This window comes from Deltaproteobacteria bacterium (assembly GCA_019309045.1).
GTDB lineage: Bacteria > Desulfobacterota > Syntrophobacteria > BM002 > BM002 > JAFDGZ01.
In genome coordinates, this window is the sequence record JAFDGZ010000001.1 from 29647 (window position 1) to 55683 (window position 26037).

Consider the following 26037-nt stretch of genomic DNA (forward strand, 5'->3'; position numbering starts at 1 on the left):
GCTATAGTAGGTATCACCTGTCACGTTCCTCTCGAAGTCGAACGTTTCATTTCGGAAGCGCCGCTGATAACATAAATGTATAACTTACCCTTGCTTTTTGTGCAATCCCTGCGGCGGCAAAGCAGGAAGCATTGCGCAGACTATCAAGCTGACCAGACAGACAGCCAGGGCCAGCCAGAAAACTGCCTCCACTCCCTGGGCAATTGCCTGTTGTACTGCCTGCCGAGCTGCTTCAGGAAATTGCCCCTGCAACTCCGGTCTGAGGAATTTTTGCATGTTCCTGGAAATCTCTGCCGCCATCTCTGCAGAAAGCCTCGCACTGTCCTGCTGGGTGAATGCCACCAGGCTGTTGTGAAGCTTATAAAAAAGCACACCACCGCTCATGCCAATGCCGATAGTGCCGCCCAATGTGCGGGCAAACTGTTGCGACGAGGTGGCAAGGCCCAGATCACTTTCTGACAGGCTGTTCTGTACTGTAAGGAGCGTGGCCACTGAGACGAAGCCCATGCCCGTGCCAATGGCACAGGTGACGATGCTGAAGTAGACTATGCCAGTGGCAGCGCTGAAAGTAAGAGTCATAAGGGTGGTTAGCAACATGAGCATGGCACCGCCTACACTGGCCCGCTTCTCTCCTATCCAGCTCACCATCTGGCCACAAAAGAGAGCACCAGCCGACCAGCCAAGGCTCAAGGGAACCATGATGGCCCCAACTTCAGCCGGTCTTTTTCCCATGGAAACCTGGATAAAGAGGGGCAGGAAGGCGATGAGAGAAAATATGGCAAAACTGCTGAAAAAGGCAGCGCCATTGGCGAGAACAAAACTGCGGATGGTGAGAAACTGCAGGGGAAGCAGGGGTTCTTTGGCCCGCTTTTCAGCCAGGTAAAACAACAGGCCAGCAAGAAAGACCACCACGGAGAGGCCGACAATTTCAGGAGAATGCCAGCTGGCCGCACCACTGGCGCGGAGAAAAATGAACAGCACAGACAGGATACAGACAGACAGGGCAAAGGAGCCAAGGTAGTCAATACTAGCTTCACTCTTTTTCTGGCGGGTTTCGTGGAAATAGGTCAGAATGGCAAGCATGGCCAGACCCCCTATAGGTAAATTGATGTAGAATACCCAGGGCCAGGCCAGATAGGTCACAATAAATCCTCCCAGAATGGGACCCAGCACACTGGCCACTCCCCAGACAAAGCTAATGAGCCCCATCATTTTGCCCCGGGTCTCGGGCGGCGACACTTCTGCCACTACCGTATAGGCCACGGCAAAATTGCCGCCAGCGCCGAAACCTTGAATTGCCCGGGTGGCTATGAGTTGAGGCATATTGCTTGCCAGGCCGGCACCGGCTGAGCCCAGCAGAAAAATGGACACTGCTGCCAAAAAGAGCTTCTTGCTGCCATACAGATCGGATAGTTTGCCAAACAAAGGCAGGGAGATTGTCCGGGTCAGCATGTAGCCAGAAAAAACCCAGCTGTAGAGCTCCAGGCCGCCAAGATCGGCCACTATGGTGGGCATAGCCGTGCCGATAACAAGGGCATCGAGGGCGCCGAGGAACACAGCGAGCAGGGCAGCGATCAGAACGAATAGCTTGGTTCTAGGTGATAGCTGCTGCATATCAAAAGATTCTTTCAGCCAGTGGCTTCTGCCCACAGCAGTAACAGTCCAGGTGAAACAATTGCCGGGCTGTGGCAAAAAGGGTTTTGCCAAAACCCTGAAGGACCTACTATACTTGGTGAAAGACCATTAGGGAACTGCCCTTTTTCAGAATCATTTGCTTCTGGATTTGAGGAAGCTATGAATGAGCCAGAGGAGATGCATTACCAAGGTGTCATCATTCGGCCGCCCAGCGAAGCGTTCAGTATCCTTTTGCAGGTAACCCTGGGCTGCTCCCATAACAGATGCACTTTTTGCGGCACTTACAAGGGCAAACGGTTCACCATCAAGGATGACCACACCATTCTCAACGATATTCTCTATGCCGCCAGGTACATGCGGCAGCAGCATCGTCTGTTTCTCCTGGACGGAGATGCGCTCATTGTGCCGCAAAAAAAACTGCTGTGGATCCTGCAAGAAATACGGCGACATCTGCCCTGGGTGCGCCGGGTTGGGGCCTATGCCAATGCCAAGAGTATCATGATGAAAAGTGATGCAGACCTGCAGCAATTGAGAGATAACGGCCTGGGTATTCTTTATGTGGGGGTGGAAAGCGGCGACGACGAAACGCTGAAGCAGATCCACAAGGGAACCACAGCGGCAAACCTCATCAACCAGGCAAAGCGGGTGAAGCAGGCAGGAATCAAATTGTCGGTCACCGTACTGCTGGGCATCGCCGGACGGCAGCGCTCCCTGGTGCATGCCAGGGCTACGGGAGAGGTCCTCACTGCCATGGATCCAGACTATGTGGGGGCACTTACCGTAATGCTGCTGCCCAACACGCCACTCGTTGAGGACTACGCTGCAGGAGAGTTCGACCTCCCCGACAGGCAAGGGCTCTTGATGGAACTGCGGGAAATGTTTGTCCATACGCAGATGAGCAAAGGGCTGTTTTTCGCCAACCATGCTTCCAATTATCTGCCGATCAAGGCGAGACTTCCCAGAGACCGCCAAAGCACCATGGAATTGCTCGATGCCGCCCTGAGAGGAGAAGTTGCCTTGAAGCCGGAGTGGTTGAGGAGGCTGTAGATCGCCCCATGCCAGCCGACAAAAAGAAAAGAGCTATACTGCACCTGGACATGGATGCCTTTTACGCCTCGGTTGAGGTGCTGGATGAGCCTATGCTGCGCGGCAAGCCAGTAATCGTTGGCGGCAGCAGCAAGAGAGGGGTGGTCTCATCCGCCTCCTATGTAGCGCGCCAATACGGCATCCACTCAGCTCAACCGCTAGCCACGGCTCGACACCTCTGTCCCCACGGTATTTTCCTGCCTGTAAGAATGGCGCGCTACAAGGAAGTATCACGAAGAATCTTTACAATCTTCTCCCAGTATACACCTCTGGTTGAGCCCGTATCCATTGATGAAGCTTTTCTAGATGTGACCGCCTCGAGAAGATTGTTCGGCTCGGCAGTTGAAATTGCCCAGATGATCAAAAAGCGAGTGCGGCAAGAAATTGGTCTGACCTTGTCAGCAGGAATTGCCCCTTGCAAGCTGGCAGCAAAGATCGCTTCGGATTTGCAAAAACCTGACGGCCTCACCATTGTTCCCCATGATGGTGTGCGGGAATTCCTTAGACCGCTTCCCATCGATAAACTCTGGGGTGTGGGCAGGGAAACCAGCAGGACCCTGGCTGCCCTTGGCGTCTCCACCATTGGCGACCTGGCTCTGCTGCCTCGCAAGCTCCTGTGCAGCAAGCTGGGAGCTCACGGCCTGCAGCTCCACCAGCTGGCCAACGGAGTGGATGACAGAGAGGTGAAGCCCGGGAGCAGAGCCAAGTCCGTGGGCCGTGAAAAGACTTATGATACTGATATTACGGATGTGCAGAGCGCAAGAAAAGAATTGCTTTCCCTCGCTTACATGGTAGCCAGGAAACTACGGCAACAGCATGTGTGGGGCAGCACCATCACCCTCAAGGTGAAATATGGCAATTTTCAACAGATCACCCGCTCGCTCACTCTGGAGAAGCCCACAGATGATGGCAGGGAAATCTTCCGAAACTGTTGCCTCCTGATGGACAGGTGCGACATCGGCAGCAGACCGGTCAGACTGCTCGGCGTTTCAGTATCACAACTGCGCCAGGCAGGAGGCCAGGAACAACTTCCACTTTTCCATACGGAATGCGACTCAGAGAAGCGGCAAAGACTGAATCGAGCCCTCGATAAGATATCTGAGAAATACGGCGACCAAGCGATCCTTCCGGCAACCTTGACCGACTCCCGCCGCTGAATTCGTACTCTATCCCCCCGGAGACCATCAGGAGCTTTTCGCGGATAGCCGCCCCGGCAACATTCCTGCCCTGCCAGAAGCTCCATCCCTCTAACGCCCTTCCGCAGCCCAGGAAATAGCTACCATCTGGTGAAATTGTGGGCCTTCTCCCACAGCAACGGCCGGATGGTTCAGGTGATGGGATGCACTTCCAGGATCTTTACCCGATAGTTGAGGGTCTTGCCGGCCAGGGGGTGGTTGAAGTCCAACAGAAAATGGTCTCGTCGAATATCGCCCACGAAGCAGAGGCTCTCCTCGCCATCTTTTGTTTCTATTTTCAAAACGGTGCCCTTTTTCAACTTTTTCCCTTTGGGAAATTCTTCCAGCGGAACCTTGATCACCTTGGATTCATCAAAAGGACCAAAGGCCTCTTCTGGACGAAGCACGAACTCGCGAGTATCACCCGGATTCAAGCCGGCAATTTCCTGCTCCAGTTTGGGAAATACTTCACCGGAGCCAAAGCGAAACACCAATGGCGGGTCGTTGTTGGTGCCAAGCACCTTGGTGCCGGAATCTAGAAATGCCTCATATTCGATGGTGACAAATGTACCTGGACCTACTTGAGCCATTTTCTTCTCGCTGCTAGTACAAGGTTTGTTCAAACACCTCACCAAGGGAGAGAATCCCTGACCAATTTTTTAGTATAGCCGAAAAGATTCCTTTGGCAAGCGCTCAATCTCCAGGATCTTTTCAATGGTTGACCCAGGCATATTTCTCTCGCACTGTTGGCTGGTTGTCACAGACCTTGCATATATGTTATGTTTGCAATACAAACAATATGCATATTATTTCTGTCATCTAACCTTACACTAAATAGAGTCAACTGATATAGGCACTGCGAATGCGTCCACGCCTGCACAAGCGAGAAACTCCCACGAGCATTCAACTTTCCCTCTGCTTTTACTCAGACTGTATAGCTCTCCACCTGGACAAAGAGACCTGCATCAAGTGTGACATTTGTCAGACAGTATGCCCCAAGGAGGCAATCAAGGTTCACATAGTGGACGAGCAACCACACATCTCAGTGGACCCGGACCTCTGCGTGCTCTGTGAACTCTGCTCACATTTTTGTCCGCTCTCCTGTATCCAACTTTTCTTCAATGGCGAGCCCAAAAAGATTCTTGCCGACCAGCAGGCACTGCCTCGGTTTCCCGAGAAGCTCAGGGTAGACACCAGTAAATGTCCGCAACCATGCTCCTTGGCAGAGGAGGAAAAAGAAGAACGCTGGTGTCGCCAGCAGCGACAGTGGATAGAAAATCACCAGGAAGCATGCCCGAAACATTGTCACACCTGTCTGGAAAACTGTCCCAGGGAAGCCTTCTGCCTCGAGGAAGGGCTTGTCAAGCCGCTGGCAGAGAATTGTCTGCGCTGTACCCTCTGCATGACAGGATGCGACTACGATGCAATTGTGGTACAACCGATCTTCACAGGAGTGGTGGAAATTGCCGACTACAGATGCCCTGCTGACTGCACCCTGTGCATCGACCTGTGTCCAACCAATTGCATTGTCAGGGAAGAAGAGCACGTCAGGGTGGTGCGTCAACATTGTGCTTATTGCGGTGTTTGCGTTAACATCTGCCCGGAGCAGGCGATCACTTTGCGTCGGCAACGCATTTACGCTCAGGAGGAAACTTTTTCACATGCATGGACCACTGCAGTGACGAAACTAAAGCAGAAATCACCTTCTGAAGCCTCAGCAAAGGCTACCAACAGCTATAGTATACAGAAAGGTCAGGGCAGCGACCGCCTCTCTTCTTTACCGCGGCGCTGATAAGGCTTGCTGGTGGCACGAATTTGCGGAGTTTACACATCGCCAGGCACTGATTGACTCGCAGATTGCATCACCTTTTCAGGAGGTGAAGTCAAGCCTTTTTCTGGCATGTTTTTCCTGCGCTTTGCCCCGGGGGTGGTCAGTTAGCCATGTCAAAGATGCAGCCATATTCTTTGCCACGCATTGGAGTCTATGTCTGCCACTGCGGCCACAACATAGCAGGGGCTGTGGATGTGGCAGCTGTGAGAGAGTTTGCCGCAGGATTGAAAAATGTGCATGTGGCGCGCGACCATGTGTTCTGCTGCGCGGAACCAGGACAGCTGGAAATCCAAGACGATATTCGTCAACACGGCTTGAACCGCATTGTAGTGGCAGCCTGTTCACCACGTCTTCACGAGCCAACCTTCCGGCGTACTATCAAAGAAGCCGGTCTCAATCCTTACCTCCTCGAGATGGCCAACATCCGTGAGCATTGCTCCTGGGTGCATTTTTTCCAGGGCCAACAGGCCACTGCCAAGGCAAAGGATCTGGTGGCCATGGCCGTGGCCAGGGTCACCATGATTTTTCCCCTGACAGACAGGCGGGTTCCTGTGCTCAAGAGAGCTCTGGTGGTGGGTGGAGGTCCGGCCGGTCTGCAGGCGGCGCTCGATCTGGCGGACACGGGTTATCCGGTATTACTGGTGGAACGCTCCCCATTTCTGGGAGGAATGCTGAACGATTACTGGCGAATTTTTCCCCAGGGTGAAATGGCAACTTGCCTCATCACGCCACTGAAAAGCCGTGTACTGTTCCACCCGCTTGTAGAGGTGGCCACATCGAGCGAAGTGGTGAGTGTCTCCGGACACATAGGAAACTACCAGGTAGAGATTCACACAGAACCGCGATATGTGGACAGCAGTTGCGATCTGTGTGGCAAATGCAGTGAAGTCTGTACGACCCAGCGTGACAAGGGTGGAGACAAAGCCATCTACCTCCCCAATCGCCTGGCATCCCCGCCCCTCTATGCCATTGATGGCCAAGCGTGCAGCCGCTGCGGCGACTGCGTCGAGGCGTGTCCAAGGGGTGCCATAGATTTACAAATGAAGCCTATTGACAAACGTATGGAAGTCGGCACCATCATTCTAGCCACAGGTTTTCAACCATATGATCCTCTGAAAACGGACCGGTATCCATATGCGGGCTTGCCCAACGTGGTGACCTCGGTGGAATTGGAACGAATGCTTGACCCTGAAGGAAGCACTGGCGGCTGCCTGCGCCGACCTTCGGACGGCAAACCCGTGGAAAGAGTAGCTTTTTTGCAGTGCGTGGGTTCACGTGAGCAAGATGGCAACCGCTACTGTTCGCGAGTATGCTGCATGGTAACCCTCAAGCAGGCTCACATCCTGAAAGCAGAAAGGCAAGTGGACGTCACTGTTTACTATAGCGACATCAGGGCTCTCAAGAAAACCTATGAAGACCTTTACGCGGCAGTGCGCTCCAGTGGAGTGTTGTTCTATCGCGGCAGAATAGACAGAGTGGTATCGCCGAGTAACGGCGCCTTGCAACTGCATGGCTACAATGAACTGCTGCAGACAGCCACCCTGCAGGAGGTAGATCTGCTGGTGCTGGCGCTTGGCATGGAAGCAAATGGCAATGCCGGGCCGCTCAAAGAGGTCCTGAAGCTGTCTGTGGGAGACGATGGTTTTTTTCTGGAGGCTCATCCCAAGCTGCGTCCACTGGAGACGGCCCTGGATGGCATATTCCTGGCGGGCACTTGCCAGGGGCCGAAAGACATCAGCGAAACCATCGCCCATGCAAGTGGTGCTGCTGCCAAGGCTGGCACTCTTCTAGCTCATGAACAGATTACTCTGGACGGCATAATAGCCAGAATTGATCTCGACGAATGTGTGGGCTGCCAGAAATGTGTGCAAAAGTGTCCTTTTCACGCTGTGCACCTGGTGGAAGTAGAAGGAGAAAAGAAAGCTGCCGTGATAGCAGCGGCCTGCAAAGGATGTGGAGTCTGTGCTGGCGAATGTCCTACTGGGGCAGCGCAGCTGCTCGGCTATACTGATGAACAGCTGGTAGCCCAAGTCCAGGCAGCACTTAGAGAGGAGGCCGACCGTAAAGTTGTCGTCTTTGCCTGCAATTGGTGCTCCTATGCTGGCGCAGATTTTGCCGGTGTATCCCGACTTCAATATCCGGAAAATGTGCGCATTATTCGCGTCCCCTGCTCCGGGCGGGTAAGCGAGCGGCTGATTATGGAGGCACTTCGTCTGGGCGCCGCAAGCGTCCTTGTTTCAGGCTGTCATCCGCCAGGAGACTGCCATTACATATCCGGCAATTTGCGGGCGCTGGCACGGGTGCAACGGTTGCGCAGCAAGCTGCCCAAAAAAAATATCGATCCACAAAGGCTGCAGCTCGAGTGGATATCAGCTACCGAGGGAAACAAGTTTCAGGCTGTTGTAGAACGACTTTGCCAGCAAGCCAGGGGAAATCAGCGGCAATCGCCTGGTTAACTGCCCAGAGAAGGCAGGGTGTCCAGAGCAGTCATGGCTGCAGATAGGCAACAAAGGAGTCAGGTGAAGGTGAACGACATACTGGTAGCTCTCTGTCAGAATCCCACCTGCAGATTATCTCCGGGACTACTTGAGTCTATTACACGAGAAGGTTGGCGGGTGTGGCCTTGTGATTCTCTCTGTGCTCCCTGGGGATTGCAGCAACTCCGCAGGAAGTGCAGGATTGAAAAACCCGCGCACCTGGTGGTTGGCGTCTGCCAAGAAGTAATTCGTCAGGGTCTCATTGAGCAAGCGCTGGGCAGATTGATCGGCAAACGGCGTCTGCACCTGTTGGAGTTGGGAGGCAGCGACGCTCTTTGCCAGGATCTGCCAGCACTGATTCGGGCATTGCTGCAAAGCAAGCCTGCCAGACGGCCGCCACTCAAACACAAGAGAGTTCTGGTTGTCGGCGGCGGGGTTGGCGGCTGTCAGGCGGCCCTGGACATAGCCAACAGTGGCATCCCGGTAACCCTGTTGGAAAGCGAACTGTCTATAGGCGGCTTGATGGCCAAACTGGACAAGACCTTTCCTACCCTGGATTGCTCTATCTGTATCCTGGGTCCTAAACTGGTGGAGGTGGCAAATCATCCGGAGATCCAATTGCTCACCAATGCTGAAGTGGTTAGTTTGGCAGGCCGGCAGGGAAACTTCTCTGTCGAGGTACAGCTGAAGCCACGTTATGTGGACATGGCCAAATGTTCCGGTTGCGGCAAGTGCATGGAAGTCTGTCCAGTAATAGTTCCCAGTGACTGGAACGTCAATATGAAACCGACAAAGTGCATTCACATCAGCTTTGAGCAGGCGATCCCTTTGCGCTCCGCCATAGACCGTCGCTATTGTATCGAATGCAAGCTCTGTGAAGTGGCCTGTGAACGGCAGGCTATCGACTTCGATGATCAGGGCCAGCAACTGCTACTGCGAGTGGGCGCCATTGTCCTGGCAACAGGCGTAGATCTCTTTGATCCTTCCAGAATAGGGTCCTACGGCTACGGTACGGTTCCCGGGGTTATCAGCAACATTGAGTTCGAACGGCTAGTGGCGGCTACCGGGCCCACTGCGGGCAGGTTGTTGACTCCTGACGGCAGGCAGGTTCGCTCACTGGCCTTCGTGCAGTGCGTGGGTTCACGCAACGCAAGATATCTGCCCAACTGTTCGGGATACTGCTGCACAGCCAGCATAAAGGAAGCCATGCTCGCTATTGAACACGTACCTGATGCAGAGGTAAGCATATTCTACAATGACATCCGTACAGCTGGCAAAGGATTTGAAGAATTGTATCAACGGGCAGTCACGGCGGGTATCCACTTTATAAAGGGATTGCCAGCGGCAGTCGAAATGCAACACGGCAGGCCTTCTCTGGTCTATGACAATATGGTAGGTGGCAGCCAGCAGCGACTGACCGTGGATCTGGTAGTGCTGGCTGTGGGAATGGAGCCAAGAAAGGACGGCTTGCTCTGGCAGCTCGATGAAGAACCTGCGAGAGACAGCTACGGTTTTTATCAGGAGAAAAACCCTGTTCTCCATCCCCTGGAATCCACAGTTGCCGGGGTATATCTGCTCGGCACCTGCAGAGGGCCGCGGGATATTGGTGAAACCGTAGCCGATGCTAGCGGGGTAGCAGCAAAGGTGGCAGCCCAGTTCCGCCTAGGCCAGCTCAAACAGAGGGCAACAAAGTACAAGGCCAACTAGCTCACAATGCAGCTCGCCTGTGACATCCCCGGGCGGCATGTGGCAGCGGTATTTTCGACAATGAACGGCTGCCCTTGCCAGCAGCAAAGCGGCCTGCAGTTGGCAAGGTATCAAACTTCAATGCCTTATGAGTAGGATGTACCAGTGAGCAAGACCACGTATGAGTCGGTTGTCTGTCCAGGATGCGCCTGCTTGTGTGACGATATCGATATGGTGGTGGAAGACAATCGAGTGACATCCATCAGCAACATCTGCACCTGGGGCATGAGCAAGTTCTTCGTGGGCAAGAAGTTTCACCACCGCAAAACACGGTATCGCTTGCAGCGGCCAGTAGTAAGAGGTACAGCTGGTAGCCGAGAAACATCCTACCGCGCAGCTGCCAGACAGGCAGCCGAGATCCTGGCCCGCTCACAGCGCATATTGCTTTATGGCTTCAGCCATTGCAGCTACGCAGCCCAGGAAATTGGAGTGCAGCTGGCTGCCCGTCTGCACGGTATCCTGGCGCCGGGAGACGGGGGCTTGCTATATCACTTTGGAAAGGCGCTGCTCAAATATCACCCCCTCCTGGTAACTTTTGAAGAAATCAGGGATCAGGCCGACCTGGCTATCTTCTGGGGCGGCAATCCCATGCACTCCTGCCCTCGGCTGGTATCGCGCTACTGCATTTTTGCCCGCGGTAGATTCACCGAACGGGGATATGAAGACAGACAAACCTTCACCGTTGACTTCCGTGCTACGGAAATGGACAGCATGTCGAATATGGTGGTCCTGCCGGAGAGCGGCGGTGACCTGGAAACACTGGAAGCCTTGCGCCTGCTTCTGCAGCAAGAAAAGCCCCGGTCATACAAAGGTAGATTGTCAGCACTCAGCAAGCTCGTTCAGGCTGCTGAACAAGCCTCCTACGGGGTGATCTTCTGCGGCAGGGGCATCTTGTATTCGGGTCAGGCAGAGCTGGTCTTTGACAGACTGTGCCAAATAGCCGCTGCTCTGCACGGACAACCTTCTCTGGCTATCATACCCATGGCCACAGACTTTAATGCCAACGGCCTCTATCAGGCAATATTGCGGCAAAACGGCTTTGGCACCAGGCCAACAATCATCACCACTGATCTGCTCTCTTGGGACCTTGCTGGCATAGATGCTGTACTGGCCGTTGGTGGGGATCTCTGGTGGTTCTTGACAGAGGAGCAGCGCCACATCATAAGGGAGCATGACATCCCCATCATTACAATTGCCGCCTTTGCAGATCACACCACGGTGAGGTCACAAATCTCCTTTCCCTGCGGTATTGTGGGCGTGGAAAAGGAGGGAGTCGCCTATAGAATGGACAGCCTTCCCCTGTCGCTCGGCAAGGTCATTGACAGCAACCTACCTGACGATCATGAGATCCTCGCTGACATAGGAGCATTTCTGTGAAGATCAAGATTGAAGCAGGAAATCTCTATGATCCCAGAAACAACTGTGAGGGAGAGGTTGCCGACCTCTATCTGGAAAACGGCCGAGTAGTTGACTATATCAGCAGACCCGATGTGGTGATCAAGGCGCGCAACATGGCAGTGATGCCCGGCGGCATTGACATCCATTCCCATGTGGCAGCATTCGGGATGAACAACCTTCGCCTGCAGCGCCTCTTTCCTACTCCCCGCGAAATCGGCCGCTTTTATGGCGAGATGGGCTTCACTCATATTCATGAACCTCTCATGACCATCACCACTGCCCCCTTTGTTCATCACGAGCTGCTGAGCATTCCATTTGTCGACACTTCTGCCTCTCTTGTGCTGCCACTTCGAGATCTAGGAGAACTAATCCGGGAAGACAGGGTGGCAGATGGAGCAGCAGTGGTGGCCTACCTGCTCCATTCCACCAAAGCAATGAATATCAAACTCTTCGAGCCTGAACTGCGTTATCGACAAGAGATCTACGCCCATCTCAATGTAGACCCCCAAACAGTGGTTGACTTTTGCAGCCGGGTGGCTGCGGCGTGTAACCTTCGCTTGTTTCTGCGTGCTTCCGGAGAGTTGCTCGCCTGCTCCTTCCACAATCCGCAGCTCCTCTACTTTACGCATCTGGGCGCGGCTCTGGCGGGAGATAAAGAACAACGTCGAGCAGTAGCTCTCCTGCAGGCAGGGGCTGCTGGCGATATGGGCTTGTCTTATCCGGGCAAGAGGATGCACCTTGTCCTGGGCAGCAAGAAGGTGGGCAGGGAACTGCTCCAAGTTGATTATGGCTTTTCCCTGCCAGTCTGTCTGGTTGACCTCGAAACTTACCATGAACCGCAAAAGGATCGCGCCTTCCAGCTGGCCCTCACCGAAGGACGGCAAAGGTTAGCCTTTTCTCTCGATTGCGCCACCCCGGCCTGGCCCCTGGCCTTTGCGGCACTCTTTGCACGTCTGCTCAGAGGAGAGACTGGAGACGGCTATTCCTTGACGGAGCTGGTGAGATGCACTCGCCAACTGCCAGCCGAGTTCCTCGGCCTCAGGGGAAAGGGTCACCTGGGAGCGGGGGCTGCTGCTGATGTAGCAATCTATGAAGTGGATGAAACAATGTCTGCTGATGACATGGCAGAAAGACTGCGACGCTGCCGGATATTGATCAAAGCAGGCACTATCGTCATTCAAGACTACAAATGGACAGGCAATAGCCCGGAGAAATATACCTGCTGGCGAGATCTGGGCCAGGTCAGCTCAGAGCTTGCCTGGAGACTGCTGGACAGGACGACCTTCAGGGCGGAGTCCCTCAAGGTGTCACCGCAGCTCACAGGCGCTCTGCTGGCAGTAGGGAATTGAGCGGCAGCAGTATTTCGAGACCCAGCATACGGGTGAACAGCCAGATGGCAGCAAACAAAGAAAACATCCTAGAGTTCCTGCCCCGTACCGATTGTGAAATGTGCGGTATGACATGCAGTGATTTTGCCGATTATTTGCTCTCCGGTGACCTGTCTCCCACCGACTGCCCTGTGCTGCATGAGGAGCAATATGCTGGACACATAGAGGCCCTGGAGGAGATTCTCGCCACTCTAGCTGAAAAGGCTGCCACTGGCCTGCTCATTGAAGCCGAAAAGTGCAACGGCTGCGGCATCTGTGTGGCCGTATGCGAGTACAATGCAGCCAACAGTGAATCTGGCAGAATGGGAAGAGGTCCGAGAGTTGGAGAAAAAGTAGCGCTTCGCGTCGACGATGGCTGCATAAAGCTTGTTGACGAAAGTCTATGCACTCGTCTCATTCAAGCTGCAGATAAATGCAGCAAGTGTGTGGACCACTGTCCAACAAAAGCCATCAGCCTAATATAGCACCGGGGTTCTAGTCAGAATGGACAGCAGCCATTCAGCAGGCAAAAGGCAGTACCACTACTGGTAGATCATGCAGCAGTAAACACCTGCTGTCTTGGCCGCCCTACATCGTATCAGAGGGATAAATTCTTGAAGAACAAGGCTGAACAAGTGCACAACTCGCAGGCAAAAGGCAGAGAGGCAGAACTGCAGACCATAGACATGCGGCTTTTGGACAGCCATTTTCGCATTACCGTCGCAGCGCAGCCTGGTGCAGAGGAGCTGCAACGATGCTTCTCTTGTGGGATCTGTACAGGAAGCTGCCCAGTAAGTGAAATCAATGCTCGCTTCAGCCCCAGCAGGATAATGCGCATGATCATGTTGGGAATGCGGCAGGCGGTTCTCGCAGGCGATGAGATCTGGTACTGCGTCCAATGTTTCAGCTGCTCTTTCCACTGTCCACAGGAGGTCCACTTTGCCGAGGTAATCAAAGGCTTGCGTCGGCTGTCTGTTGCTGACGGCCATGTGACCTCATCGTTTGCGGAGGCAGTCGACAACGCAGGACGGCTGCTGCAGAAGTTGAGAGTGCGACTGCTGGAAAAGCTTCTTGAAGCGAAACAGAGCGAAGAAATGCCGGAGCTCGACTCTCTCCTGCGGCAGATTGTTGATGCAGACCTCCACATCAAATGAAGCAGTTGAGGCGCATTTAGTTCATCCGCCGCTCACTGCTGCTCATAGGGCAAGCCATATAGAATTTGCTTGGCTGCTTTGTAAGTTGTCAAGCTGACGCTGTCAGGCTGCTTGTGTTGCCAGGCCAGAATTCACTATAGGAAAACAGGGTGACATGGCCACAGAAAGTAGAAAAAATAATGCCATAGGGGCGGTCCTGGTTATAGGTGGCGGCATCAGTGGCGTGCAGGCGGCTCTCGATCTAGCCACCTCCGGTTTCAAGACTTATCTCGTTGAATATTCGCCCACGGTCGGTGGCAAAATGGCCCAACTGGACAAGACCTTCCCTACCAATGACTGTTCTACTTGCATCCTCGCTCCCAAGCTGGGGGATCTGGCGAGACACCCGGATATCCACTTGCTCACCATGTGTGAAGTAATAAGGGTTAGCGGCCAAGTGGGCAATTTCTCTGTAAGCCTGCTCAAGAGACCTCGCTTCGTGGATCTGGAGCGCTGTACAGCCTGCGGCACCTGTGCCAGCAAATGTCCAAAAAAGACGGTGGATACTTACAACCAGGGATTGTCTGAACGAAAAGCAATCTACCTGCCATATCCTCAGGCGGTGCCGCAAAAATATGTCATTGATGCCAGCCAGTGCCTCTATTTCACCAAAGGCAAGTGTCGTGTCTGTGAAAAGGTCTGTCCGGCACAGGCCATTAGTTTTTCACAGCAGCCAGAGGTGCTCGAACTGCAGGTGGGAGCAATTATTGCCGCACCTGGTTTTGCGCCCTTCGATCCTCTCAGCGCCTCAGATACCTATGGCTATGGCAAGTTCGCCAATGTCATCACCTCCCTGCAATTCGAACGAATTCTCTCAGCCTCGGGGCCATACCAGGGGGAACTCAGGCGACCTTCGGATGGCAAACCGCCCGAGCAGATTGCCTTTATCCAATGCGTAGGATCAAGGGATCTGCTCTGTGGTCGTGGCTACTGCTCCGCAGTCTGCTGTATGGCTGCAGTGAAAGAGGCCGTGGTTGCCCATGAACATCTGACAGAGGGTGTGGTTACCACCATTTTTTTTATGGATATAAGGGCTCAGGGCAAGGGCTACGAGCAATATGTGGCTGCAGCAAAGCAGCAGTACGACGTCAAGTGTCTCTTTGGCAAGGTTGCTGCTGTAGAAGAGCTGGACAACTGCCGCCTCCGGCTGCACCATACGAACGAACACGGCCAGCACAGCTACCATGACTTTGACCTAGTGATTCTGTCGGTGGGCATGGGATTGTCGCCGCAGGCAGACAGGCTTGCTGCCGTCCTCGGGTTACCACTGGAAAACAACGGTTTTTGCAGGACATCTCTCAGCGCGCCAACCGCCACCACTAGGGAGGGCATTCTCGCTTGCGGAGCCTTTCTCGGGCCAAGGGACATTGCCGACTCGGTGCTCTCGGCTGGTGCCGCAGCCTGCCAAGCATCAGCTCACCTTGGAGCGCAACGATATAGCCTCACTGAGCAGCGCAGTTATCCTGAAGAACGACATGTTAGTGGCAGTGAGCTCAGAGTGGGGGTCTTCGTCTGCCGCTGCGGTTTCAACATTGCTCAAAATGTGGATGTGGCTGAAGTGGCCAGCTACGCTCGCTCCCTTGCCTCTGTGATACATGCAGAAGAAACCCTCTTTGCCTGCGCCGCTGACTCCTGCGACAACATGGTTGCCATAATTGTCCAGAGGAACTTGAACAGGGTTGTTGTAGCCTCGTGTACGCCTCGAACGCATGCCCCCCTGTTTCGGGAGACCATACGGCAGGCAGGCCTGAATGATGCATATCTGGAAATGGCCAACATTCGTGAGCAGTGCTCCTGGGTGCATCAACAGAACCCGGAGGTGGCCACCACCAAAGCCAAGGCTCTAGTGCGTATGGCGGTGGCAAGAGTATCCCGGGCCAGTCCTCTTCATGTGGAAAGTGTTGTTGTGCAGCCAAGGGCTCTGGTGATTGGCGGAGGTCTTGCTGGCATGCGGGCCTGCCTGGCTGTAGCGGAACAGGGCTACCAGTGCTTCCTGGTGGAAAAGACACAGCAGCTGGGAGGCAGTCTTCGTCACTTGCGGCACACTCTCGAAGGTGAAGATCCTGCAAGAATTCTGCGAACAAGCATCAGCAAGATCAAGAGACATCCTCTGATCAAGACATATCTGGGAGCTGAAATTCGCAGTGTCCATGGTCAGGTGGGTGATTTCCATACCACCATTGTCCAGCAAGCCCCTAGTGGTGGGAAGACTCAAGTCCTGCGACACGGGGCAATCGTGGTTGCTACCGGGGCCCGGGAATTCAAACCAGATGGTCTGTTTTTCTACGGCGAAGACCCACGCGTAGTTACCCAGCTGGAACTGGAGTCTCTCATTGCTGAGAACCATTCTCTACTCCAGAGGGTAGGGGCAGTGGTGATGCTGCAGTGCGTCGGTTCTAGAACTGAAGAAAGACCTTACTGTAGTCGACTATGCTGTAATGAAGCCGTCAAGAATGCACTCCTTCTGAAGGAGAAGTATCCCGGCGTGGAAGTCTGCATCCTGCACCGCGACATAAGAACTTATGGGCTACGGGAAGAATATTACCAGCGCGCCAGAGAACTGGGTGTCCTTTTCAGCCGCTACCAGGAGGACAACCCACCCGTAGTTCGGCTGCTGCATGACAGGTATGGGGCCCATATCGTAGTTGAGGTCATAGAGCCGCTCCTGGGCAGCGTGCTTTCCCTGCGCCCCGATCTGCTGGTACTCAGTACCGCCATCGTTCCTCCTGCAACAAATGAAGACCTTGCCAGCATTCTGAAGATTCCACTCGATGCCGACGGCTTTTTTCTCGAGGCGCATGCCAAGCTGCGGCCTGCTGATTTTGCCTCTGAAGGCATTTTTCTCTGTGGCATGGCCCATTACCCGAAACCAATCGATGAAGCAATCCTGCAGGCAGAGGCCGCGGCTCTCCGGACGGTCTCCATTCTGGCTCGAGAAAAGATACCTGCTGGCCGAGAAGTGGCTCAGGTGGATGAAAGCCGCTGCCAGAGCTGCCTCACTTGCCTGCGCGTCTGTCCATTTCAAGTGCCGATTATTGGAAATTCGGGCAAGGCAACGATAAACGCGGTGGCCTGTCAGGGGTGTGGTGTATGCGTGGCTGAATGCCCCGCAGCTGCAATCAAGATGGAGTCTTGCAGCGATTCGCAGTTGCTGGAAACACTCGGCGCCCTCTACTCGTAGCCGAATGGGCTTGCTGCTGTCCCGGCTTTCCTTGCCAGAATAGTGCTCGCAACACGGGCCGCCCTTGGCTGTTGCTGGCGCCTCTATTATTGTTCCTCTTCTCCCTTTCTCAGCTTGAGCACCACCTCATTGGTTACCAGACGATTTTCAATGGGATCGCGCCTGTACTCTTCCACCACGATTCTATCCGGAAGAATTTTCTTGACCACGCCGTCATTCTGGCCCACATAGGTTCCCACCGCAAGCACATATCCCTTGCCGGTGGCATCCTGCACCAGGGCCTTGCTGCCCATCTCTCCCCACACTATGGCCTTGAGGCCGCTCTGAATCTCGCTCAAGGGCATTTTCTGCAAGGGAGTCAGTGGCCTCTTCTTGACTTTCGGTGCCACTGCAGTTTCAGCTCGTCGGGCAACAATGAACGGTTTGAATGGATCAGGACGCCCCTTGGGGCTGTACTGCCAGCCAGTCTGAATTGTCGTCAGAGAACCGCTGCCCAGGCTGGTGGCGGCGGCTCCTGAAGACTTGCCTGCTTTCGCTACGGCAACCGATTTTTTTGCCGCCAGCCTCACCGGAGGTTTGCCGCGCTCGGGATACCGCAGTCGATATGTCTTTTGATCCAGGGCCACATACCGCAGTTTCTTTGCCACAGCCTGGTTATATGTGGCCTCGTCGAGGTATTTTCCCTTGAGTTCAGCAAGACCCTGGGGTACTTTGCCATGCTTTTTCAGATAGCGATGAACCGCCTTGCCCACCTTGGCCTTCAGCGCCAGGTTCGGGTCCAGTTTGGCAATATCCAGGGGCTTGCCCGTGGGCCTGCTCTCATTGGCAATCTTGGCGGAATGCCAGATGTACACACCCACCAGACCCAGGAGAATGACAGCGAGTACGACGACCCTTTTCTCTTTCATCCCGTCCCCCTATTTTTGGGTGGAAGCAGAGCCTGAATTGCATTTACTTCAATTACAAATTACATCTATAGCGGATTAGCAAAATTTATGCAACATGCTTAAAAAAAGAAAGAAATGCGCGCGAGGTGTATTGCTGCTCACGGCTTTTGCAAGTGCAGAAGCAATGAACCTAACTCTTGGGCACAGTTCACAAGCTAAGGAAAGGGTATTCTTCTTGCCAAGCTCTTTACCGAGGTAGTTGTACTATAGGCCAACAGTCCCCCTGTATGCCGGATTATCCAATATCATATCAGACGGGTTGCCTGCACCGTCAGTGGTAAAGGCACACGATTCTCCCGGTACCCAGAAGTAATAACCGGTATCTCCTGCTTCATGGGCAAAGAAGAAGAGCCACCTGTCGTTGCCATCATTGCTCACATCAAAAAATATGGTACTGTCCAGCTCGAAGTCTCCATAACCGGGGCCAAGACTGCCTAAATTGCCCCCGTTGCCGCTGTCTCCCGCACTTGGCTCGTCTGTGGAAGCCTTGGTAAGCACATTTCGTGTCAAGGTAAGGACGCTGGCGTTGAACGCTTTGGCCCGATTATATTTATAGGCTTGCATACCTATGGTGGCCAGAATGGCTATGATGCCAATGACGATGATGAGTTCAACGAGAGTAAAGCCGGCCTCCCTGCTGGCTTCTTGGGTCAACTGCCCGATTCTCATTTGCTTTTCCTCCTCTCGCCCCAAACGCGAATGTGCCCTGCTTTCTAAGTGCAGTTTCATGTCCTGTACACTACTTGGGCTGCATTTGCAAAAGGTTAGCAATCAAGATGCCAAAAAAGACCTCTCGGGCAATATATACCGTTTCTGCTTGAAATGACGCATCATTACAGTTGCTTTTAGATCGTACGGTTGTTCGCGACTGAGAACAAGAGCTCAGCGTACTCACCTTCAGCGGACACTTTTTGTCAGAGAGTACTCAAATGTGTCGCACTCCCCGTTTCCACATGGGCCCAGGTGTAATACGCAGATTCTTCGCCTCTTTGCCTCAAAGTGAAAGGAAAGAGCTGTCAGATATAAAGCCGCTCAGCTTCGTCCCTCTTGCTTGCCGCCAGGACACACTTCAGCGGCCTTTCTTGCCACCCTTCATTTTCTTGTATTTCTTGAACTCTGGGCAATTCCTACAAGAAAAACTGATCCAGTAATTCCTGACCGCCTCCTCCAAGCATTTCTGGTAGTGCGGGCAGTCAAAGTAGCGATGGGCATTTACGTTGCCGTACCTCAGTTCTTTCTGCAGTTCCTTTGCGGGGACGGCCATGTATTCCTCGCCTCCTCCATGTTCCGGGTTTTGCTGCCTCGGGGCAGCCCACCCTTTTGCTGTTCAGGGCACTGCCTGGATCTCACTGGGATCCTTTTTGTGTATTTTTATAACATATTTAGAACCTTCTGGAAAGCATTATCTACACGCCAAGCGGTTCACTTTCTTGGGCCTCTTTGTTTGCATTGTCCTTGTGTTCTGCCCGGTTTTGCGCTTAAATGAAATGCTCGTCTAGGAGAAACCACTGGGTCTACCAGCCCGCAGGTCTGCTGAGCCTGGATGTTTTCTGCAATGGTCTGAGGCAAAGGAGATGAGCACTCACCCGGGAATGTATTGAGGGTTGGAGAGAGAGATGAAAATTGCTTATTTGACCATGGAGATCGGCTTGAATGAAAACATCCCTACCTACAGCGGCGGTCTCGGTATTCTCGCGGGCGACCACATAAAATCTGCAGCAGACCTGGGGGTGCCACTGGTGGCCGTGACGCTTCTCTACAAGCGCGGCTATTTTGTTCAGAATATCAGTCCCATGGGTTGGCAGGAGGAATTGTATCCGTATTTTGATCCTCGGGCCTTTATGGAGCCCCTTCCGCTGAAAGTCAAGGTTCCCATAAACGGCAGACAGGTGAAGGTGGGAGTCTGGAAATATAGCTATCACGGCCTCAAAGGCAAGGTTCCCATATATTTTCTGGATGCAGACCTCGAAGACAACACTCCTGACGATAGACTTATCACCCAGTATCTCTATGGCGGCGACCAGCACACCCGCATCTGTCAGGAGGCGATCCTCGGTATCGGCGGCTACCAGGCGCTGAAGCGGCTGGAAGACAACATCACCACCTACCATATCAATGAAGGCCACTCGGCTTTTGTAACCCTTTCCCTCTACCACGACTGCAGGGGAGAGCTGGAGCGGGTTAAAGAAATGTGTGTCTTTACTACGCACACGCCAGTACCTGCAGGTCACGATGTCTTTGCCTATGATCTGGCAGAGGATGTTCTCGGAACGTTCCTGCCGAAGGAAATTCGTGAGCTAGCTGGCAAAGAGGGCCTCAACATGACCAGACTGGCTCTCAACTTGAGCCGCGCCTGTAATGGAGTGAGCGAGCTTCATGGGCAGGTCACCCGCCAGATGTTTCCAGGCTACGACATAGGCCACATAACCAACGGAGTGCACCACCTCACCTGGACCGGCCCTGAATATGCCTCTCTGTACGACCAATTTCTCCCTCACTGGAGGAGTTATCCGGAGGTACTTGGCAGTGCCTTTCAGATACCAGATGAACTGCTTGTGGAGGCGAAATTGTCTGCCAAGAGCCGCCTCATTCGCTACGTCAATGCAACCACCAATGCTGGCTTTTCTGAAGAATTCCTTACGGTAGGATTTGCGCGGCGGGCAGCCAGCTACAAAAGAGCAACTCTCTTTTTTACCGACATGGAAAGGCTGTTCAATCTCACCAGGAACCGGGTGCAGTTCATCTTTGCCGGCAAAGCGCACCCGCAAGATGAAGCCGGCAAGAAGCTCATTCAGGACATCGTTCGTACAACCCAACGCTACGAGGGTAGACTCCGCCTGGTGTATCTGATGAACTACAACATGTGGCAGGCGGCCTTTCTGACCCAAGGAGTGGATCTCTGGCTGAACAATCCGCGTCGGCCCAGAGAGGCCTCAGGCACCAGCGGCATGAAAGTGACTTTCAATGGCGGTATAAACATGAGTGTACTGGACGGCTGGTGGAGGGAGGCCTGCAGAAACCGGGTCAATGGCTGGGCCATTGGCGACGATGAGGAAACCTCGGACGAGGAGACAGCAGCAGATTTCTATGCAGTCCTGGAAGAGGCAGTGACAACCTACTATGCCAATCGGCGCCAGTGGGTTCGCATGATGAAGGCCTCCATTTCTGACTGCGCCTCTCGCTTCAATACCCAGAGGATGGTGCAGGAGTACCTGGACAAATACTACCGTTGACCGAGATGGCCGTGCAGAGCTTTTTTGGAACTGCTGGCGGCCTGCATATCTTTCAGCTGCTCGAGGCCCCTGACAGCCTGGGTGGCCGCTGGGGTGAGCAATGGCCCAATATGACTTCGAAGCCTGTGTGATCGGCTCGGGAACCGGCATACCCTCGGCAAGGCGGAGATCCCCGGCCCTGCTGGTGCGCTGGGCCAACCAGCTGCATCTCTTCGACTGCGGCGCTGGAACCAGCAGAGCTATGGCTGAAGCCAATCTCGATGTCCACCAGGTAGATTGGCTGTGGCTCACTCATTTCCATCCGGATCACACTGGGGACCTGGGTCCGCTGCTCTTTGCTGCCAGATCCCCTCTCTACGGCAGGCGGAAGACCCTCCATATTGGAGGTGCAGTCGGCCTGCGAAGTTTCTACAGAAAACTCAAGGACCTGTACGGCCGCTGGGTGCAATTGGCTCCAGGCCTCTTGCAGTTCTACGAGATTGAGCCGAGCACGCCAGCCACCCTCAATCTGGGGCCAGGCAAAATTACCTTTTTTGCCATGAATCACACCGAGGCAAGCATAGGCTATCGCCTGGAAACAGCCAACGGCAAGATATTATGCTACTCAGGTGACACCGACTACTGTGCCAATGCAGTTCAGCTGGCCAGCAATGCTGACCTCTTTTTCTGTGAGTGCTCTTTCCCGGAGCACCACAGGGTGGAGGGGCATCTCACTCCAAGGCTGGCAGGACGAATCGCCCGCGAGGCAAACTGCAAGAGGCTCGTCCTGCTCCATTGCTATCCCATCTGTGATGAGACAGACATTGCTGGCAGTTGCCGCCTGGAATATGAGGGGCCGGTAACCGTGGCTGAAGACCTCACGTGGTTTCTGCTTTGAGTCGGCTCTGCCTTCGTTGCCAGGGCACTGTCTTCCAGCGTACAGTACGACAGAGAAGCGGCAGGAGGCTGACTATGGCAACAAGCCAACAGAGCATGCCGAGGGCAATCAGCAGCTTGCCCAGGGCGGTATATGTCTGCACTTCCACAAAAGGCGCCATTTTCAAGGAGAGCATCTCTTTTTGGAAGGCATAATTGCGCAGGGCATGACCGAGATACCCAGACAGAGCACTGACAAGCAGAAACCCTAGCTCCTTATTTGCTCTTATGTGTGGAGACTGCATGACTCTGCTCCTTGTAACTCAGGGTCCAGGTACTGCGTGTATTTCTCAGAGATGCAACCGGGGGGCCATGGCGTCGATTTCTCGAACTCTATTGTCAGAGCAAGGCTATCTCTTGGTAATTACGATGATTGCTATGGGATGCAAAGGGAAAGTGGAATGTCTCTTGGGCCTTGAGGGTAACAACTGGTAGTATACTAAAATCTACTTGAAGTATCCACAACTGGAGAAAAGTAGTCATTTATATACTAATGTGGCGGCTCTTTTCTCTTGCCATGACTGGTAGAGAAGTAAAAAGCCACAATGGCAATAAGCACATAGGCACTTATGACAAGAATAGCAATGAACATCCACACCATGACAATACCTCGCAACCATAGGAAATAAGCAAGCGCTATGCCGGAGAGCACCACACAATATGTCCTGAGCCCCATGGAGAAGAAAGCGGCTGCCCTAGCTCTTCAGGATATGCCGGCAGAGCTGGTTGTGAAAGTAAAGAAAAGTGAACATCCACTTTCAGATGCGCTTGCTGCTTTCATGAGGGAACTTGCTGCGGCAACCCATAACTGCAAGCCCTTGTACCTAACGAGCAGTGGCCGCCAACCACCAAGCATTGAACTCAAGGCTAATCTTCATTTTTTTGTCATCCCTGTAGGTGCTGAGCTTGAGCCATTCCTCCAGACCCTGGTAATGGTTGCCTCTGGCGAGTATCCACTTTCAAAGAAAAGCGCCAGAGATCTGCAAAATTTTATGCGTCCAACACAGATCGAAGCTCTGATCAGTAGTCAGTGTCCACACTGTCCGCAAGTGGTCAAAGTTGTTGGTCGTCTGGCTGTGGCAAGCAACTATTTTCTGGTACGGGTTATCGACGTTCAGCTTTTCCCCGAACTTGTTGGCCGGTACAATATTCGTTCTTTGCCCACTGTGATAATCGATGGCGAGGAACAACTACTGGGGACAGTGTCCGAAGATGTACTCCTGGACAGAGTGCTCGGTTCTTCTCCCTCTATCTGGAGCGCTGGGACTTTCAAATATGCCCTGAAACAGGGCGATGCCGACAAGCTTGCCCGAGTCCTGCTCGCTGAGGGAGAAATTCCACCAGATGCCCTGCAATTACTTGGTGATCCCGAGTGGCCTGTGCGGCTTGGCATGATGGTGGTACTGGAAGAAATTGCCGCACGCGACATTGAACTTGGCCGCAGAGCAGTGCCATATCTTCTGGAACTTGTCAGCCATCGCGATTCGAATCTCAGAGGTGACGCGGCCTATCTTCTGGGCTTGATCGGTGACCGGAGCGTGTCGGCGAAGCTTGCAGAAGTAGCGCTCGATGAGAATGAAGAGGTAGCTGCTGCGGCGCGAGAGGCATTGAAGCGCATCAGCCTGAGGGGGGAGAAAGAGGCTTCTTGTTAGGAGCCACTGGTAGCCAGATAGTGAAGCGGCTTCCTTGGCCCGGACTCGATTCAACTTCCAGGCGGCCGCCGTGTTCGTCCACCACCTTCTTGGTTACAGCCAGACCCAGACCTGTTCCCTTGTTTCCCTTGGTGCTGAAGAAGACGTCAAAAATGCGCCTTTTTGTCTCCTCTGACATGCCGTGGCCGTTGTCCGCAACTGAGATCTCTATTGCCTTGTCAGCATGTCTTTTTGTGCTCAGAGTCACCCGTCCACCACTTTCATCAATGGCGTCCATGGCATTGCTGAGCAGATTGAGCAGACAGCGGTGCAGTCCCTGTGGATCAGCCTGGATCTGTCGAACGTCTGGGTCCAGATTGACAACGAGTTCCGCGTTCTTGGCCTGAAAACGATCCTCACACAGTTCAACTATTTCGCCACAGATCTCGTTGACCAGGCAAGGTTGCGGCTCAACCTTTCTCTCCTTCGAGTAGGTGAGCATGTCGAGGACCAGATTGCTGATGCGCTGGTTGCTGCGGCGCAAGATCTGCCAGACTCTCGCTATAGTCTCCAGATCTTCGGCGTCCAGCCCCCTTTCCATGACCGAGGCTGAAACTTCCATGGAGGCAAGGATGTTCTTGATGTAATGCGACAGCCCTGAAATGGCCTGCCCCACGGCAGCCAGCCGTTCGTTCTGAAGTTTCTCTCTGTAGAGCAGAACATTTTCTACGGCAATACCAGCGGCATTGCCTATGGCATCGAGCAGCTGCAATTGCTCCTGACTGAACTCTGCCACGCTGGTGCTGGTATCCACATGAATGATGCCGACTATTCTGTCGCGGCCGCGCAGGGGGGAACACATGGCCGAGCGAATCTTATGAAGCACCACGCTTTTGGCCAGGCCGAACTGGGCATCGGACATGGCATCTGCAATCAGAACCGACTCCCTCTTGCTGAGCACATGATCGATGATATGCTTGCTGATGCTCACCTTGCGCTCCAGGCCGCGCTTGTTTTGCCAGCGGGAAGCCTTTATCTCCAGCTGCTCACTGTCAGGCTCGAACAGGAGAATATGGGCCCGCTCGGGTCGAATAGTGGCAAAGACCTCATCGAGAATGTTGGCGAGAAGCTGGTCTAGATCAACAGTGGAACTCGCCAGGCGAATGACCCGATACATGGCTCGCAGGCTTGCATGGCTCTGAGCGATGGTCTGGTTGAAGTCTGCCGCACTCAACGTTGTGGTTATGCTCATCATGGAGGTGAGATGCTTGTCCTGTTGCAGGGGTGAGTTCTGTTCATAAAGAGATATGGCAGGGGTTGGCTGGCATGTGGAGAGAACGGCCGCCGGGGAAGTAGTTTTCCTTTGTTGCGGTGGCGCTGCCCGACGAAGAGTGAGTTCGGTTTGCCCCAGCACCAGCAGGTCACCCACTCGGAGAACCTGGGTCGTGATTTTCTCTTTGTTCACAAATGTGCCATTACGACTGTCAAGGTCTTCGAGAAGAAAAGAATCTTTGTGCAATACTATTCGGGCATGCAGCCTGGAGATTTCTTTGTCGTCAAGAGTAATGTGACAGGAAGGGTCGCGGCCAATGACAACTCTGGCCTCCTGAAGTGGAAAAACTCTCCCCTTTTCGACTCCAGAAAGAACTAGCAACTCACAGTCTGCCATTTTACAGGGAGCCCTCCGACTTTTTCTCTTTTTCTGGCGGCCACCAACCATTTATCCAACAGGTAGCCTCTATTACAGGCATGAGCCCCACGGCAGTTCAATAGAGCAAACGATGTGTCAAAACTAACAATCAAGCAAGTCGAAGCCACAGCACACAACCACTGCGTGAGAAGCCGGTGTCATACCAGTGGGCAGTGGATCATATAACAGAACTGAATCTTAGTATTGATGCCCCTTGCAGAAAAACGGTTCACAATGTCGCCGTAGCAACTGGGCAGCTGCCGTTTACTTCTCGTGCAGTTTCTGTTAAATATGTGGAGTAGCGGCCGCAAAGCAAAGCTGCGTGTTGTCTGAACTAATATCGAGACGCCGCCATTTCCTGCAGCCAAAGATCACTGTACAGAAGGGCCTACTTTGCTGCCCTTCTGCCGGTGCCTTTTAATGAATTGCCGCACAGCGTATTTTATTTCATGAATCGTGCCATAACTGGTATGGTCTGCAGGCAATTGTGCCAATACATGTAGGAAAGGGACCAGCAGAGGCAACAACTTAC

Annotated in this window: 21 protein-coding genes; 13 read left to right on the forward strand and 8 right to left on the reverse strand. The window is 53.6% G+C overall.

Features of this window, described 5'->3' with window-relative positions; translation table 11 throughout:
* Nucleotides 1-84: 84 nt before the first annotated feature.
* Entirely contained in the window at nt 85-1614 is a 1530-nt protein-coding gene (locus JRI89_00120; protein MBW2069634.1) for an MFS transporter, read from the reverse strand.
* Nucleotides 1615-1812: 198 nt separating this feature from the next.
* Between JRI89_00120 and JRI89_00125 the strand changes: the two genes are divergently transcribed.
* Nucleotides 1813-2682: a B12-binding domain-containing radical SAM protein gene (locus tag JRI89_00125; protein ID MBW2069635.1), complete on the forward strand. Its 870-nt coding sequence runs from the start codon at nt 1813-1815 to the stop codon at nt 2680-2682.
* 8 nt (nt 2683-2690) lie between these two features.
* On the forward strand, nt 2691-3878 hold the full coding sequence (gene dinB / locus JRI89_00130; GenBank protein MBW2069636.1) for a DNA polymerase IV: 1188 nt from the start codon (nt 2691-2693) through the stop codon (nt 3876-3878).
* A 170-nt stretch (nt 3879-4048) separates the two neighbouring features.
* On the opposite strand, the gene JRI89_00135 is transcribed toward dinB, so the two are convergent.
* Nucleotides 4049-4486 carry an FKBP-type peptidyl-prolyl cis-trans isomerase gene (locus tag JRI89_00135; GenBank protein MBW2069637.1) on the reverse strand — a complete coding sequence of 146 codons (438 nt, stop codon included), beginning with the start codon at nt 4484-4486 and terminating at the stop codon, nt 4049-4051.
* A 272-nt stretch (nt 4487-4758) separates the two neighbouring features.
* Between JRI89_00135 and JRI89_00140 the strand changes: the two genes are divergently transcribed.
* The 8 genes from JRI89_00140 to JRI89_00175 all read left to right on the forward strand — a co-directional run bounded on the left by JRI89_00140 (nt 4759) and on the right by JRI89_00175 (nt 17089).
* Entirely contained in the window at nt 4759-5688 is a 930-nt protein-coding gene (locus JRI89_00140; protein MBW2069638.1) for a 4Fe-4S binding protein, read from the forward strand.
* Nucleotides 5689-5837: 149 nt separating this feature from the next.
* Nucleotides 5838-8183, forward strand: coding sequence for a hydrogenase iron-sulfur subunit (locus JRI89_00145; GenBank protein ID MBW2069639.1), 2346 nt, complete (start codon nt 5838-5840; stop codon nt 8181-8183).
* 33 nt (nt 8184-8216) lie between these two features.
* The gene (locus JRI89_00150; protein MBW2069640.1) at nt 8217-9911 is read left to right on the forward strand and encodes a CoB--CoM heterodisulfide reductase iron-sulfur subunit A family protein; all 1695 of its coding nucleotides are present in this window, start codon (nt 8217-8219) and stop codon (nt 9909-9911) included.
* 144 nt (nt 9912-10055) lie between these two features.
* A complete protein-coding gene (locus JRI89_00155) occupies nt 10056-11327 on the forward strand; it encodes a hypothetical protein (protein ID MBW2069641.1) in 1272 nt (423 codons plus the stop codon).
* Complete coding sequence (locus JRI89_00160; GenBank protein ID MBW2069642.1) at nt 11324-12697, forward strand: amidohydrolase family protein; 1374 nt, start codon at nt 11324-11326, stop codon at nt 12695-12697. The genes JRI89_00155 and JRI89_00160 overlap by 4 nt, the downstream gene beginning before the upstream one ends.
* A gap of 44 nt (nt 12698-12741) precedes the next feature.
* Entirely contained in the window at nt 12742-13200 is a 459-nt protein-coding gene (locus JRI89_00165) for a 4Fe-4S binding protein (GenBank protein ID MBW2069643.1), read from the forward strand.
* Between the two features lie 129 nt (nt 13201-13329).
* Complete coding sequence (locus tag JRI89_00170; protein ID MBW2069644.1) at nt 13330-13869, forward strand: 4Fe-4S dicluster domain-containing protein; 540 nt, start codon at nt 13330-13332, stop codon at nt 13867-13869.
* 154 nt (nt 13870-14023) lie between these two features.
* Nucleotides 14024-17089: a CoB--CoM heterodisulfide reductase iron-sulfur subunit A family protein gene (locus tag JRI89_00175; protein MBW2069645.1), complete on the forward strand. Its 3066-nt coding sequence runs from the start codon at nt 14024-14026 to the stop codon at nt 17087-17089.
* Nucleotides 17090-17175: 86 nt separating this feature from the next.
* On the opposite strand, the gene JRI89_00180 is transcribed toward JRI89_00175, so the two are convergent.
* The 3 genes from JRI89_00180 to JRI89_00190 form a co-directional block, all read right to left on the reverse strand.
* Nucleotides 17176-17997, reverse strand: coding sequence for a pilus assembly protein PilP (locus tag JRI89_00180; GenBank protein MBW2069646.1), 822 nt, complete (start codon nt 17995-17997; stop codon nt 17176-17178).
* A 243-nt stretch (nt 17998-18240) separates the two neighbouring features.
* Nucleotides 18241-18705 (reverse strand): prepilin-type N-terminal cleavage/methylation domain-containing protein, encoded by a 465-nt coding sequence (locus JRI89_00185; protein ID MBW2069647.1) that lies wholly within the window; start codon nt 18703-18705, stop codon nt 18241-18243.
* Between the two features lie 400 nt (nt 18706-19105).
* The gene (locus JRI89_00190) at nt 19106-19300 is read right to left on the reverse strand and encodes a hypothetical protein (GenBank protein MBW2069648.1); all 195 of its coding nucleotides are present in this window, start codon (nt 19298-19300) and stop codon (nt 19106-19108) included.
* 352 nt (nt 19301-19652) lie between these two features.
* Between JRI89_00190 and glgP the strand changes: the two genes are divergently transcribed.
* Together glgP and JRI89_00200 are read left to right on the forward strand one after the other, a co-directional pair.
* The gene (gene glgP / locus JRI89_00195) at nt 19653-21269 is read left to right on the forward strand and encodes an alpha-glucan family phosphorylase (protein ID MBW2069649.1); all 1617 of its coding nucleotides are present in this window, start codon (nt 19653-19655) and stop codon (nt 21267-21269) included.
* A 100-nt stretch (nt 21270-21369) separates the two neighbouring features.
* On the forward strand, nt 21370-22146 hold the full coding sequence (locus JRI89_00200; protein MBW2069650.1) for an MBL fold metallo-hydrolase: 777 nt from the start codon (nt 21370-21372) through the stop codon (nt 22144-22146).
* Here JRI89_00200 and JRI89_00205 read toward each other — a convergent pair.
* Both JRI89_00205 and JRI89_00210 read right to left on the reverse strand, forming a co-directional pair.
* Nucleotides 22127-22429 (reverse strand): hypothetical protein, encoded by a 303-nt coding sequence (locus JRI89_00205; GenBank protein ID MBW2069651.1) that lies wholly within the window; start codon nt 22427-22429, stop codon nt 22127-22129. The two genes, JRI89_00200 and JRI89_00205, sit on opposite strands and share 20 nt — an antisense overlap.
* A gap of 245 nt (nt 22430-22674) precedes the next feature.
* Nucleotides 22675-22860: a hypothetical protein gene (locus tag JRI89_00210; GenBank protein MBW2069652.1), complete on the reverse strand. Its 186-nt coding sequence runs from the start codon at nt 22858-22860 to the stop codon at nt 22675-22677.
* Between the two features lie 52 nt (nt 22861-22912).
* Between JRI89_00210 and JRI89_00215 the strand changes: the two genes are divergently transcribed.
* A complete protein-coding gene (locus JRI89_00215; protein MBW2069653.1) occupies nt 22913-23836 on the forward strand; it encodes a thioredoxin family protein in 924 nt (307 codons plus the stop codon).
* On the opposite strand, the gene JRI89_00220 is transcribed toward JRI89_00215, so the two are convergent.
* Nucleotides 23802-25484: an FHA domain-containing protein gene (locus JRI89_00220; protein MBW2069654.1), complete on the reverse strand. Its 1683-nt coding sequence runs from the start codon at nt 25482-25484 to the stop codon at nt 23802-23804. The two genes, JRI89_00215 and JRI89_00220, sit on opposite strands and share 35 nt — an antisense overlap.
* Between the last annotated feature and the right edge of the window lie 553 nt (nt 25485-26037).

Coding starts and splice junctions, on each gene's coding strand:
- JRI89_00190 (MBW2069648.1), bottom strand. CDS start 19,300: ATGGCCGTCCCCGCAAAGGAACTGCAGAAAGAACTGAGGTACGGCAAC.
- JRI89_00165 (MBW2069643.1), top strand. CDS start 12,742: ATGGCAGCAAACAAAGAAAACATCCTAGAGTTCCTGCCCCGTACCGAT.
- JRI89_00175 (MBW2069645.1), top strand. CDS start 14,024: ATGGCCACAGAAAGTAGAAAAAATAATGCCATAGGGGCGGTCCTGGTT.
- JRI89_00120 (MBW2069634.1), bottom strand. CDS start 1,614: ATGCAGCAGCTATCACCTAGAACCAAGCTATTCGTTCTGATCGCTGCC.
- JRI89_00135 (MBW2069637.1), bottom strand. CDS start 4,486: ATGGCTCAAGTAGGTCCAGGTACATTTGTCACCATCGAATATGAGGCA.
- JRI89_00205 (MBW2069651.1), bottom strand. CDS start 22,429: ATGCAGTCTCCACACATAAGAGCAAATAAGGAGCTAGGGTTTCTGCTT.
- JRI89_00125 (MBW2069635.1), top strand. CDS start 1,813: ATGCATTACCAAGGTGTCATCATTCGGCCGCCCAGCGAAGCGTTCAGT.
- JRI89_00150 (MBW2069640.1), top strand. CDS start 8,217: ATGGCTGCAGATAGGCAACAAAGGAGTCAGGTGAAGGTGAACGACATA.
- JRI89_00140 (MBW2069638.1), top strand. CDS start 4,759: ATGCGTCCACGCCTGCACAAGCGAGAAACTCCCACGAGCATTCAACTT.
- dinB (MBW2069636.1), top strand. CDS start 2,691: ATGCCAGCCGACAAAAAGAAAAGAGCTATACTGCACCTGGACATGGAT.
- JRI89_00220 (MBW2069654.1), bottom strand. CDS start 25,484: ATGGCAGACTGTGAGTTGCTAGTTCTTTCTGGAGTCGAAAAGGGGAGA.
- JRI89_00210 (MBW2069652.1), bottom strand. CDS start 22,860: ATGGGGCTCAGGACATATTGTGTGGTGCTCTCCGGCATAGCGCTTGCT.
- JRI89_00200 (MBW2069650.1), top strand. CDS start 21,370: ATGGCCCAATATGACTTCGAAGCCTGTGTGATCGGCTCGGGAACCGGC.
- JRI89_00145 (MBW2069639.1), top strand. CDS start 5,838: ATGTCAAAGATGCAGCCATATTCTTTGCCACGCATTGGAGTCTATGTC.
- glgP (MBW2069649.1), top strand. CDS start 19,653: ATGAAAATTGCTTATTTGACCATGGAGATCGGCTTGAATGAAAACATC.
- JRI89_00185 (MBW2069647.1), bottom strand. CDS start 18,705: ATGAGAATCGGGCAGTTGACCCAAGAAGCCAGCAGGGAGGCCGGCTTT.
- JRI89_00180 (MBW2069646.1), bottom strand. CDS start 17,997: ATGAAAGAGAAAAGGGTCGTCGTACTCGCTGTCATTCTCCTGGGTCTG.